Below are 11,941 nucleotides of genomic sequence, written 5' to 3' on the forward strand. Positions count from 1 at the left end.
AGACCGGGCCTGCTCAGGCGCAGGCCGGCCAGCCGAAGTTGTCTTCCAGGAAACCGGCGCGCTTGACCAGCGTGTCCAGGTCCTTGAGCACGGCCAGCAGTTCCTTCATGCGCGACAGCGGCACCGCGTTGGGGCCATCGGACATGGCCTTGCTCGGGTCCGGGTGCGTTTCCATGAACAGGCCCGCCACGCCGGTGGCGACGGCGGCGCGCGACAGCACCGGCACGAACTCGCGCTGGCCGCCCGAGCTGGTGCCCTGGCCGCCCGGCAGCTGCACCGAGTGGGTGGCGTCGAACACCACCGGGGCACCGGTCTCGCGCATGATCGCCAGCGAGCGCATGTCGGACACCAGGTTGTTGTAGCCGAACGAGACACCACGCTCGCAGGCCATGAAGACATCGTCAGGCAGACCGGCTTCGCGCGCGGCGTCGCGCGCCTTGTCGATCACGTTCTTCATGTCATGCGGCGCCAGGAACTGGCCCTTCTTGATGTTCACCGGCTTGCCGCTCTGGGCGCAGGCACGGATGAAATCAGTCTGGCGGCACAGGAAGGCCGGCGTCTGCAGCACGTCCACCACGGCAGCGACGGGCTTGATCTCGTCGATCTCGTGGATGTCGGTCAGCACCGGCACGCCGATCTCGCGCTTGACGGTGGCCAGGATCTCCAGGCCCTTTTCCATCCCCAGGCCGCGGAACGACTTGCCGGACGAACGGTTGGCCTTGTCGAACGACGACTTGTAAATGAACGGGATGCCCAGTTCGGCGGTGATGGCCTTGAGCTCGCCGGCCGTATCCAGCGCCATCTGCTCCGACTCGATCACGCACGGACCGGCGATCAGGAAGAACGGCTTGTCGAGGCCGGCCTCGAATCCACAGAGTTTCATGACTGTCTCTCCTGCTTGCCGCCGGGGCTTACGCGCCCTTGCGCTGCTGGCTGGCCAGCGCGGCTTCGACGTAGGCCTTGAACAGCGGGTGGCCGTCACGCGGCGTCGAGGTGAATTCCGGGTGGAACTGCACGCCGACGAACCAGGGGTGCATCGACTCGGGCAGCTCCATCATTTCCGGCAGGTTCTCGGTCGGCGTGCGCGCCGAGATCACCATGCCGGCCTTTTCCAGCGTCGGCACGTAGTGGTTGTTGACCTCGTAGCGGTGACGGTGGCGTTCATTGACCTCGGCGCCGTAGATCGTCGCTGCCTTGGTGCCTTCCTTGACCGGCACGCGCTGGGCGCCCAGGCGCATGGTGCCGCCCAGGTCGGAATCGGCCGAGCGCTGCTCGACCTTGCCTTCGCGGTCCACCCACTCGGTGATCAGCGCGACCACGGGGTGTTCGGTTTCCAGGTTGAACTCGGTCGAGTTGGCATCGGTCATGCCGGCCAGGTGGCGGGCAAACTCGATCACGGCCAGCTGCATGCCCAGGCAGATGCCCAGGTACGGGATCTTGTTCTCGCGGGCGTACTGGATCGCGCGGATCTTGCCTTCCGTGCCGCGCTTGCCGAAGCCGCCCGGCACCAGGATGGCGTCGAGCGGGGCCAGCACTTCGAGGTGGCCCGATTCCAGTTCCTCGGAATCGATGTACTCGATGTTGACGCGCGTGGCGGTGTGCATGCCGGCGTGGCGCAGGGCCTCGATCAGCGACTTGTACGACTCGGTCAGGTCGACGTACTTGCCGACCATGCCGATGGTGATCTCGTGCTCGGGATTTTCCTGGGCGTTGACCAGCTTCTGCCACATCGACAGGTCGGCGGGCTTGGGATCCAGGCGCAGTTCCTCGCAGATCAGGCGGTCCAGGCCCTGCTCGTTGAGCATCTGCGGGATCTTGTAGATGCTGTCCGCATCCCACACCGAAATCACGGCGTCTTGCGGGATATTGGCGAACAGCGAGATCTTGGCGCGCTCGTCGTCCGGGATCGGGCGGTCGGCGCGGCACAGCAGCGCGGTCGGCGAGATGCCGATTTCACGCAGCTTCTGCACCGAGTGCTGGGTCGGCTTGGTCTTGAGCTCGCCAGCGCTGGCAATGAACGGCACCAGCGTCAGGTGCACGAAGGCGCAGTGGTTGCGGCCCATGCGCAGGCTCATCTGGCGCGCGGCTTCCAGGAACGGCAGCGATTCGATGTCACCCACGGTGCCGCCGATTTCCACCAGCGCCACGTCGGCCTTGCCGTCGTGCGACGCCGCGGCGCCCCTTTCGACAAAGGCCTGGATCTCGTTGGTGATATGCGGGATCACCTGCACGGTCTTGCCCAGGTATTCGCCGCGGCGCTCCTTGCGGATCACCGATTCGTAGATCTGGCCCGTGGTGAAGTTGTTCGACTTGCGCATCTTGGCCGAGACGAAACGCTCGTAGTGGCCGAGATCGAGGTCGGTTTCAGCACCGTCTTCCGTGACAAACACCTCGCCATGCTGGAAGGGGCTCATCGTGCCGGGATCGACGTTGATGTAGGGATCTAGCTTGAGGAGGGTGACTTTGAGGCCGCGCGACTCAAGAATGGCCGCGAGCGAGGCAGCAGCGATGCCCTTGCCGAGAGAAGAGACGACGCCACCGGTGACGAAGACGAATTTGGTCATAAACCGAGCTTGCCGGGGAAATCGGGATTATACATGAGAGCCCGATTCCCGCCGACCCGGAAATTGTGACAGCACCCCTCCTCGGCGGGGCTGCAACAGGCTTTCCCGGTGCGTTGCGGCGCATGCGCCGCACCCCGCCTCAGCGCCCCTCGCGGCGCATCGCGCCGATCAGGTCGCGCACCAGCTGCGCCGTCTCCTGCGGCCGCTCCATCGGGTACAGGTGGCCGCCCTCGATAAAGCGCAGATTCGGGCCGACCAGCTTGCGGGTGGCACCCAGCCCACACTGGCGCACCTCGCGCGAACGCGTGCCGGCGACAAAGCCGACCGGCACCGGCGCGCCGCGCGCCACCTTGCGCCCCAGGCTGGTCGGCAGCGTGCGGTAGATCCAGTATTCGACCTCGCGGTCAAAGCGCAGCCGCCGCTCGTTGTCCTTGCCGGTCGGCTCGGTGCCGTGGATGGCGTAGTCGCGCAGCACCTCTTGGTCCCACACCGCGAAGTTGGGCTTGGCGCGGAAGTGTTCCCAGACCGCCTCGGCGTCCGGCCAGTGGGTGCGCCGGTTTTTGGTCACCGCCGCCGGGCCGGGCTTTTCGTCCATGCCGAACATCTGGGCGGTCTTCAGCAGCGACGCACGCCAGCCGGCAATGATCGGCGAATCCAGCATCACCACGCCGCGCACGCGCTCCGGGCGCCGCAGCGCCGCCATCAGCGACAGGAAGCCGCCCAGCGAATGGCCCACCAGCCACACCGGCTCGTGGTACTGGCGGTCAATCTCGCCGAGCAGCTCCTCCACCAGGTGCGGCCAGCCGCGCGTCACCGGGAATTCAGGCTTGTGCCCGTAGCGGTCCACGGCGCGGAATTCGAAGTCGCCGTCCAGTTCGCCGAACAGCTTGCGGTAGGTGGTCACCGGGAAGCCGTTGGCATGGGAAAAATGAATGATCTCGCGCATCGCTTGTTTCCTCGCCCGGCCTCAGTCCTGGGTACGCGACGGATTGCGCTTGGCGCGCACCGGCTGGCCCCAGCGGTCGGCCTCGCCGGGACGCGCCAGCGAGAATTCCGCGGGCGCGCCGGGATCCCACTCGGGATTGTGGATCTCGCCGAAGACCTGGCGCAGGCGCTGCCCCCAGGTGTCGCGGATCATGCGGAAATAGGCGTTGCGCTCGTCGATGTTGACGAAGCGCGTCACGCACAGCGTATCGGCCTCATAGACCAGCAGGTCCAGCGGCAGGCCGACCGAGATATTCGACTTGAGCGTCGAATCCATCGAGATCAGCGCGCATTTGGCCCCCTCGGCCAGCGGCAGCGACGGGTGCACCACGCGGTCGATGATGGGCTTGCCGTACTTGGCCTCGCCGATCTGGAAGTAGCAGTTCTCGGGCGTGGCCTCGACAAAATTGCCGGCCGCGTAGATGTTGAACAGCCGCACGCGTTCACCGCGCACCTGGCCGCCGAAGATCAGGCTGACATTGAATTCGATGCCGGCATCGCGCAGCGCATGCGCATCGCGCTTGTGCACCTGGCGCACCGCCTCGCCGACGATGGAAGCGGCCTCGAACATGTCGCGCGCGGTCCACAGCGAGCGCTTCTCGTCATGGTTCTCGGCCAGGATCTGGCGCACCGACTGGCTGATCGCCAGGTTGCCGGCGGTCATCAGCACCATCACGCGGTCGCCGGGCTCTTCGAACACCGTCATCTTGCGCGACGTGGAGATGGCATCTACCCCCGCATTGGTGCGGGAATCGGACAGGAATACCAGGCCGGCATCCAGCCGCATGGCTACACAGTAAGTCATGGTCTTGTTTTGGTGTGCTTTGCGGCGGCCGGAAGTGGCCAGCCGATGGCCTGCATACCCGGGATTCTAGCGCCCGTACTGCGGCACCGCGCCCTGTCTGGAATCAGGCACCTAATCAGGTAAAAAGCGGCGTGATGCTCACATCAACTTCGAGCGTCTCGCCGGAACCCCCTTCCAGGATGCCCCTGACTGGTGCAGCCGACGCATAATCGCGCCCCACCGCGAGGCGTATATGACGCTCGTCGGTCAGGCAGCCGTGGGTGATGTCGACGCTGCACCACACCTCGCGCGCCGGGTCCAGGCATACGTCGGCCCAGGCATGGCTGGCCATCTCGATCGCGGCCGGATCGTAGAAGTATCCGCTCACATAGCGTGCCGGGATACCGAGCGCCCGGCACGCCGCCACCATCACCTGCGCCTGGTCCTGGCACACGCCGCTGCCCAGGCTGAAGGCCTCGGCCGCCGAGGTGCCGACGTCAGTGGTGTTGGGCTTGTAGCGCACCCGCTCCGCAATCCCCTGGGCCAACGCCAGCAGCGCCGGAATCTCGTGCCCGGCCGCCAGGAACGGCGCGGCAAACGCCTGCATCTCCGGCGGAGCCGAGGTCAGTGGCGTGCTGCCGAGGAAGTACAGCGGCGACACCCGGGACTCGCCGGGGGGCGGAGCGTCGCAGAACGCATGGTGGCCGTCCCGGTCGAGGTCGCCATGCGGCGGCAGCACTTCCACCTCGCCGCTGGCTTCGATCGAGATGGTGCCGGTCGGTCCGGCCACCGTGAAGTTGTGCACGATATTGCCGAATCCGTCGCGCGCCGCCGACGGATTGCCAGGCGCGACCAGTTGCCAGCGGTGCACCGTCTGCAGCGGGCCCGAACGCGGCTCGAGCCGCACTTCGTGCACGCTGCGGCGCACCGGCTCGGCGTAGCGGTAAACAGTATGGTGGTGGATCTTGTATTTCACGGTATCAGGGCGCGGCGGCGGCACATGGAGGCTGCCGGCGGCCCATTTCAGGCAGCCAGCAGCGGCACGAGGAAGTCCCGGCTGATGCCATTGCCGAGATCGCCGATGCGCTCCAGGAAGCTGGTCAGGTACGCGTGCAGGCCGACCGCGAAAATATCGTCGATGCGCGCGTACTTCAGGTCGGCGTGGAGTTTACCAGCCTGGCGCTCGGTTTCCGCCGATTGCTGGTTGCGCACCGTATGCAGGATGGCCACCACCTCGTCCATGCTCGACACCAGCGAGCGCGGCATGTCGGGCCGCAGGATCAGCAGCTCGGCCACGCGCTGCGGCGTAATGACCGCGCGATAGACCTTGCGGTAGACCTCGAAGCCCGAGACCGAGCGCAGCACCGCGGCCCAGTGATAGAAATCGTTCTGGTCGCGGTTGGCATCGCTCTCGTCGCTGCCCGATGCCTGGAACTTGACGTCGAGGATCCGCGCGGTGTTGTCGGCGCGCTCCAGGAACGTGCCCAGCCGCATGAAGTGGAAGGCATCGTCCTTGAGCATGGTGCCGAACTGGACCCCGCGCGCCAGGTGCGAGCGGAACTTGACCCATTCGAAGAACGCCGACGGGTCCTCCTTCAGCACGCCGTCGGCGATCAGGCGCTGCACCTCCAGCCAGGTGGTGTTGACGGTCTCCCAGACCTCGGTGGTCAGCGAGCCGCGCACCGCGCGCGCATTCTCGCGCGCCGCGCGCAGGCAGCTCATGATGGACGAGGCGTTGGTCATGTCGCGCACCATGAAGTCGATCACATCGTCGCGCGACAGCAGTCCGTACTTGTGGTCGAAGACATCGGTCAGCTCCGAGATATCGAGCATGGCCCACCAGCCCTGCTCGGCCACCTCGGCCGATTGCGGCAGGAGCGAGGTCTGGTAGTTGACGTCGAGCATGCGCGCGGTGTTCTCCGCGCGCTCGGTATAGCGGGCCATCCAGAACAGGTGGTCGGCGGTGCGGCTCAGCATGTGGGCTCTCCTGGCGTGGCGGCGGTCGCCATGGCGGTCGTTGCGGCGGTCATCATGTGGTTCGCGTTCATCGTTCCAGCACCCAGGTGTCCTTGGTGCCGCCCCCTTGCGAGGAATTCACCACCAGCGAGCCCTCGCGCAGCGCCACGCGGGTCAGCCCGCCAGGCACCATGCGCACCTCCTTGCCCGACAGCACGAACGGGCGCAGGTCGATATGGCGCGGCGCGATGCCCGACTCCACATAGGTCGGGCAGGTCGACAGCGCCAGCGTCGGCTGCGCGATGTACTGCTCCGGGCGCGCCTTCACCACTTCGCGGAAGGCATCGATCTCGGCCCGCGTGGCGGCCGGGCCGACCAGCATGCCGTAGCCGCCGGCGCCGTGGGTCTCCTTGACCACCAGTTCTTCCATATGGTCCAGCACGTACTGCAGGTCGTCCGGGCGCCGGCACATATAGGTCGGCACGTTGCTGAGGATGGCCTCTTCGCCCAGGTAGAAGCGGATCATGTCGGGCACGTACGGATAGATCGACTTGTCGTCGGCCACGCCCGTGCCGATGGCGTTGCAGATGGTCACGTTGCCGGCGCGGTAGACCGACAGCAAGCCGGCCGCGCCCAGCGAGGAATCGTGGCGGAACACCAGCGGGTCGAGGAAGTCGTCGTCGACGCGGCGGTAGATCACGTCGACGCGCTGCGGGCCCTGCGTGGTGCGCATGAACAGGTGGTCGTCCTCGACGAAGAGATCGCTGCCTTCGACCAGTTCCACGCCCATCTGCTGCGCCAGGAAGGCATGCTCGAAGTAGGCCGAGTTGTACATGCCCGGCGTCAGCACCACCACGGTGGGATCGGCAATGGCCTGCGGCGACACCCCGCGCAGCATGTCGAGCAACAGGTCAGGATAGTGGGCCACCGGCGCCACGCGGTTGCGCGCGAACAGGTCCGGGAACAACCGCATCATCATCTTGCGGTTTTCCAGCATGTACGACACGCCCGAGGGCACGCGCAGGTTGTCTTCCAGCACGTAGAACTCGCCCTCGCCGGCGCGCACCACGTCGATGCCGGCCACGTGCGCATAGATGTCGTGCGGCACGTTGACGCCGAGCATCTCGGGCCGGTACTGGGCGTTGTTGTAGATCTGGTCGGGCGGGATCACGCCGGCGCGGATGATGTCCTGGCCGTGGTAGATATCGTGGACAAAGCGGTTGAGCGCGGCCACGCGCTGGCGCAGCCCTTTTTCCAGCAGCGCCCATTCGTTCGCCGGGAAGATGCGTGGGATCACGTCGAACGGAATGGTGCGTTCGGTGCCGCTGTTGGCTTCATCCTTGTCGCCGTAGACGGCAAAGGTAATGCCCACGCGCCGGAAGATCAGGTCGGCCTCGGCGCGCTTGTTGCCCATCGTGCCTTCAGACTGCCGCGCCAGCCAGTCAGCGAAATGCCGGTAATGCGGGCGCACCGCGCCTTCAGGCAACGCCTGCCCCGCCTGGATAACCCATTGCGCCCCGTCCGTGCGCCAGTCCAGCATCTCGTCGAAATACCGCCCCGCCATGATGGCCGTTCCTCCATGTCGCGGGCTTCCGGTGCTACCGCTTCACTGCGACTTCGTGGTCGCTACCGGCTGCCCTGGTTTTGCCCTGGCTTTCCCGTCCCCAGCCCGCCGCGCCTGCCCGTTCGGGACGCTCACGGCGATACTGTCGAGTCACTGGCCCTTTCAGCATACCCGTACCGGCGAAACCCGCAAGCTGGCGGGTGCCGGCCGGCACGGAAAGTGAACTAGCAAGATGTCTGCCAGCGCACGCAAAAACGGCCGCCAGCCAGGCTGGCGGCCGCTTGCGGGCTGCACGGGAACGGGGCGGCCGGAACGGTCGGCGAGGTCAGCAGGTCAGCGCGCCGCGCCGGCGCCCTGCGGCACCGTGGCCTGCAGGATGGTGGCGACCAGCGCCTCGGGCGACTGGCGGATGTCGAGCACCAGCGCGTCGCTGGGCTCTTCCAGCGTATCGAACTGGCTTTGCAGCAGGTCGGGGTTGAAGAAGTGTTCCGTGCGCGCGGACAGGCGCGTGCCGATCAGCGATGCATCGCCCTTCATGAAGACGAAGGTCACGCCGCCGTCGGGCGGGGTCAGCCGGTCGCGGTAGGCCTGGCGCAGTGCCGAGCAGGTGAACACATGGGTGCGGCCTTCGGCCCGGGCCGCGTCGATGGCGGCGCGCATGGCCGCCAGCCATGGCCAGCGGTCTTCGTCGGTCAGCGGGACGCCAGCGTGCATCTTGGCCTTGTTGGCGTCGCTGTGGAATGCATCGGCGTCATGGAAGCCGCAGCCCAGTCGCTGCGCCAGCAACTGGCCGACCGTGGTCTTGCCGCTGCCGGAAACGCCCATCAGGATATAGATCATGTCTGCTCCGTCGGTCTTGGTATCGGATGGTGTCGCCATCCTTGTCTGTCCTTGTCGGTCCAGCTGGACGTCCTTGCGGCGGCGCAAAGACGTCCGGGGGGCGCTGCCGCCCCGCAGGGAACTTCAGGGGAAAATCGGCCTCAGGCCTGGCTATTGTGCGACGGTTTGCGCCGCTGCGGTACGTTGGCGCCCGCCTGCGCCGGCCCCAACATCCGCCTCGGACAGGTCAAGTGCGCTGCCGCCCTCTTCCGCGATGCGCGCGTGGCGCCGGAACAGGCCGAACAGGCCGCGCCCCAGGCTGAATTGCGCGAAATCGTCGTCCGGCGCCGCGGCCAGCTCGCGCGCCGCGAATTCACGTTCGTCGCCCAGCCACTGCAGCGTGCCGGCAACGGCATCGACACGGATGCGGTCGCCGTCGCGCACGCGCGCGAGCGCGCCGCCGGCCAGCGCCTCGGGGCCAACGTGGATCACCGCCGGCACCTTGCCCGACGCGCCGGACATGCGGCCGTCGGTCACCAGCGCCACCTTGTGGCCGGCGTCCTGCAGCGCGCCCAGCACCGGGGTCAGGCGGTGCAGCTCGGGCATGCCGTTGGCGTTCGGCCCCTGGAAACGCACCACCGCGACCAGGTCGCCGGTCAGCTCGCCCGCATCGAAGGCCGCCTGCAGCGCCTCCTGCGCATCGAACACCCGCACCGGGGCTTCGACCACGCGGTGCTCCGGCGCCACCGCCGAGACCTTGATCACGCCGCGGCCCAGGTTGCCCTGCATCAGCCGCAACCCGCCCTCGGCCGAGAAAGGCTCCGCGACCGTCGCCAGCACCTGCGCGTCGCCGCTGTGCGCCGCGCCGTCGCGCCAGCGCAGCAAGCCGTCGGCCATCACCGGCTCCTGCGCATAGCGGGCCAGCCCGGGGCCGGCCACGGTCTGCACGTCCTCATGCAGCAGGCCGGCCTGCAGCAGTTCACGGATGACGAAACCGGCGCCGCCCGCGGCATGGAAGTGGTTCACATCGGCCGAGCCATTCGGGTAGACGCGCGCCAGCAGCGGCGTGATGCGCGACAGCAGGTCGAAATCGTTCCAGTCGATGACGATGCCCGCGGCGCGCGCCATCGCCACCAGGTGGATGGTGTGGTTGGTGGAGCCGCCGGTCGCCAGCAGGCCGACCATGGCGTTGGCAATGGCGCGCTCGTCGACGATGCGCGCCAGCGGCAGGTATTCGTCGCCGCGCGCGCGCAGGGCGATCGCGCGTTGCGCGGCCGCCGCGGTCAGCGCATCGCGCAGGCCGCTGTCCGGGTGCACGAAGGCCGCGCCCGGCAGGTGCAGGCCCATGATTTCCATCAGGAACTGGTTGCTGTTGGCGGTGCCGTAGAAGGTGCAGGTGCCGGCGCCGTGGTAGGCCTGGCATTCGGCTTCGAGCAGCGCATCGCGCCCGACCTGGCCGGTGGCGTAGAGCTGGCGCACGCGCGCCTTCTCCTTGTTGGGCAGCCCGCTGGCCATCGGGCCCGCCGGCACGAACACCATCGGCAGGTGGCCGAACTGCAGCGCGCCCATCAGCAGGCCGGGCACGATCTTGTCGCACACGCCCAGCATCAGCGCCGCATCAAAGGTGTTGTGCGACAGCGCCACCGCGGTGCCCATCGCAATCGCATCGCGCGAGAACAGCGACAGCTCCATGCCCGGGTTGCCCTGCGTGATGCCGTCGCACATCGCCGGCACGCCGCCCGCCACCTGCGCCACCGCGCCCACCGCGCGCGCGGCCTCGCGGATCACGGCGGGGTAGCGCTCGTACGGCTGGTGCGCCGACAGCATGTCGTTGTACGCGGTGACGATGCCCAGGTTGGGGGCATGGTCGACGCGCAGCTTCAGCTTGTCGTTGGCCGGCAATGCGGCAAAGCCGTGCGCCAGGTTGGCGCAGGACATGCCGCGCAGCGGCCCCAGTTCAGCCTGCGCGCGCTCGCAGCGGGCAAGGTAGGCGGCGCGGCTGGCGCGGCTGCGCGCGACGATGCGCTCGGTGACGGCAAGAAGCTCGGCATGGACGGCAGAAGGCATGGCGGAGACGTTCCTTGTGGGCTTGGTGGCGGCGCGGCAATGCCGCGCCATCGCATGTAGATTTTCTACAGATCGCCGCCATTATACCGAGCGCGAGCACGCCGTCGACCCGCTCATGCATCACAATTGCGCAGAAATTCCCGGAATCAGGGCAAACCCCGAGGGCGGGCGACGCACCATTTCGGGCAAGATGCGGCGCCATCCGATGTAGAATCTCTACATATCCGCAACCCCCGACACTGCTTCCCGCCGCCATGCGCGACCGAATCCTAGCCGTCTACGACACGCTCCGCCCTTCTGAACGCCGCCTGGCCGACTATGTCGCCCGGCATGGCGCCGCCGTGATCCGGCTGTCGATGCCCGAGCTGGCCGAGCGCGCCGGCGTGTCGCAGCCCACCATCGCGCGCTTCTGCGCGGCGCTGGGCTACGACGGCTTCCGCGAATTCAAGCTGCAGTTCGCGCAGAACGTTGGCGGCGGCACGCCCTTCGTGCACCAGGACGTCGCGGCCGACGACCGCCCCGCGGACATCGCCGGCAAGGTCTTCGACCGCACCATTGCCACGCTGATGAGCGTGCGCAATGCGCTGTCGGCCGACCAGATCGAGCATGGCATCCAGCTGCTCGCCGGCGCGCGCCGCATCGAGTTCTACGGCTGCGGCAACTCCGGCATCGTCGCGCTGGATATCCAGCACAAGTTCTTCCGCCTGGGCATGCCGACGGTTGCGTATTCCGACCCGCACGTGTTCAGCATGTCGGCCGCGCTGCTCGCCCGTGGCGACGTGGCCGTGCTGGTCTCCAACAGCGGCCGCACCTGGGACATGCTGACCGCCGCCACGCTGGCGCGCAGCAGCGGCGCCAGCGTGCTGGCAATCACGCACAGCGGCTCGCCGCTGGCGCGGCTGGCTGACGTCTGCGTGTTTTCCGACGTCGAGGAAGACAGCGAGGTCTACACGCCGATGACCTCGCGCATCAGCCACCTGGTGCTGGGCGACGTCCTGGCCGCCGGCGTGGCGCTTGCGCGCGCCGACACCGTCGCCCCCCGCCTGCAGCGCGCCAAGGCGCATCTGCGCGAACGACGCATTGCCGGTGCGGAGCCGGCCCGGCCAGTACCGCCGGCACGAAACCGCGCCAGGCCCGCCGCAGCCGAGCCAGCCACGCCCGCGCTGCCCGCCACCCGCACGCGCCGCCGCAAGGCCAGTTGAC

General features: G+C 67.7%; 11 protein-coding genes. 2 read left to right on the forward strand and 9 right to left on the reverse strand.

Annotated features, from left to right (window positions below):
- Positions 1-13: 13 nt before the first annotated feature.
- The 9 genes from kdsA to edd all read right to left on the reverse strand — a co-directional run bounded on the left by kdsA (position 14) and on the right by edd (position 10,738).
- Complete coding sequence (gene kdsA / locus AC1Q6V_RS15690; protein ID WP_010808998.1) at positions 14-883, reverse strand: 3-deoxy-8-phosphooctulonate synthase; 870 nt, start codon at positions 881-883, stop codon at positions 14-16.
- Positions 884-911: 28 nt separating this feature from the next.
- The gene (gene pyrG / locus AC1Q6V_RS15695) at positions 912-2,564 is read right to left on the reverse strand and encodes a CTP synthase (protein WP_010808999.1); all 1,653 of its coding nucleotides are present in this window, start codon (positions 2,562-2,564) and stop codon (positions 912-914) included.
- Positions 2,565-2,703: 139 nt separating this feature from the next.
- Entirely contained in the window at positions 2,704-3,510 is an 807-nt protein-coding gene (locus AC1Q6V_RS15700; protein ID WP_010809000.1) for an alpha/beta fold hydrolase, read from the reverse strand.
- 21 nt (positions 3,511-3,531) lie between these two features.
- Complete coding sequence (locus AC1Q6V_RS15705) at positions 3,532-4,353, reverse strand: proteasome-type protease (RefSeq protein WP_010809001.1); 822 nt, start codon at positions 4,351-4,353, stop codon at positions 3,532-3,534.
- 115 nt (positions 4,354-4,468) lie between these two features.
- The gene (locus AC1Q6V_RS15710; RefSeq protein WP_193385847.1) at positions 4,469-5,308 is read right to left on the reverse strand and encodes a transglutaminase family protein; all 840 of its coding nucleotides are present in this window, start codon (positions 5,306-5,308) and stop codon (positions 4,469-4,471) included.
- Between the two features lie 47 nt (positions 5,309-5,355).
- A complete protein-coding gene (locus tag AC1Q6V_RS15715) occupies positions 5,356-6,309 on the reverse strand; it encodes an alpha-E domain-containing protein (RefSeq protein WP_010809003.1) in 954 nt (317 codons plus the stop codon).
- Between the two features lie 67 nt (positions 6,310-6,376).
- Positions 6,377-7,852 carry a circularly permuted type 2 ATP-grasp protein gene (locus tag AC1Q6V_RS15720; protein WP_010809004.1) on the reverse strand — a complete coding sequence of 492 codons (1,476 nt, stop codon included), beginning with the start codon at positions 7,850-7,852 and terminating at the stop codon, positions 6,377-6,379.
- 333 nt (positions 7,853-8,185) lie between these two features.
- On the reverse strand, positions 8,186-8,692 hold the full coding sequence (locus AC1Q6V_RS15725; RefSeq protein WP_037024362.1) for a gluconokinase: 507 nt from the start codon (positions 8,690-8,692) through the stop codon (positions 8,186-8,188).
- Positions 8,693-8,842: 150 nt separating this feature from the next.
- Entirely contained in the window at positions 8,843-10,738 is a 1,896-nt protein-coding gene (gene edd / locus AC1Q6V_RS15730) for a phosphogluconate dehydratase (protein WP_454750161.1), read from the reverse strand.
- On the opposite strand from edd, the gene AC1Q6V_RS15735 reads away from it, so the two are divergent.
- Both AC1Q6V_RS15735 and AC1Q6V_RS15740 read left to right on the forward strand, forming a co-directional pair.
- The gene (locus AC1Q6V_RS15735) at positions 10,737-10,949 is read left to right on the forward strand and encodes a hypothetical protein (protein WP_136227752.1); all 213 of its coding nucleotides are present in this window, start codon (positions 10,737-10,739) and stop codon (positions 10,947-10,949) included. The genes edd and AC1Q6V_RS15735 overlap by 2 nt on opposite strands.
- Before the next feature lie 43 nt (positions 10,950-10,992).
- A complete protein-coding gene (locus tag AC1Q6V_RS15740; RefSeq protein WP_011614917.1) occupies positions 10,993-11,940 on the forward strand; it encodes a MurR/RpiR family transcriptional regulator in 948 nt (315 codons plus the stop codon).
- The last annotated feature ends 1 nt before the right edge of the window (position 11,941 follow it).

The organism is Cupriavidus sp. GW823-FHT07B10, from assembly GCF_058794355.1.

Coding starts and splice junctions, on each gene's coding strand:
- AC1Q6V_RS15725 (WP_037024362.1), bottom strand. CDS start 8,692: ATGATCTATATCCTGATGGGCGTTTCCGGCAGCGGCAAGACCACGGTC.
- AC1Q6V_RS15740 (WP_011614917.1), top strand. CDS start 10,993: ATGCGCGACCGAATCCTAGCCGTCTACGACACGCTCCGCCCTTCTGAA.
- AC1Q6V_RS15735 (WP_136227752.1), top strand. CDS start 10,737: ATGGCGGAGACGTTCCTTGTGGGCTTGGTGGCGGCGCGGCAATGCCGC.
- AC1Q6V_RS15705 (WP_010809001.1), bottom strand. CDS start 4,353: ATGACTTACTGTGTAGCCATGCGGCTGGATGCCGGCCTGGTATTCCTG.
- AC1Q6V_RS15720 (WP_010809004.1), bottom strand. CDS start 7,852: ATGGCGGGGCGGTATTTCGACGAGATGCTGGACTGGCGCACGGACGGG.
- kdsA (WP_010808998.1), bottom strand. CDS start 883: ATGAAACTCTGTGGATTCGAGGCCGGCCTCGACAAGCCGTTCTTCCTG.
- AC1Q6V_RS15715 (WP_010809003.1), bottom strand. CDS start 6,309: ATGCTGAGCCGCACCGCCGACCACCTGTTCTGGATGGCCCGCTATACC.
- pyrG (WP_010808999.1), bottom strand. CDS start 2,564: ATGACCAAATTCGTCTTCGTCACCGGTGGCGTCGTCTCTTCTCTCGGC.
- AC1Q6V_RS15700 (WP_010809000.1), bottom strand. CDS start 3,510: ATGCGCGAGATCATTCATTTTTCCCATGCCAACGGCTTCCCGGTGACC.
- edd (WP_454750161.1), bottom strand. CDS start 10,738: ATGCCTTCTGCCGTCCATGCCGAGCTTCTTGCCGTCACCGAGCGCATC.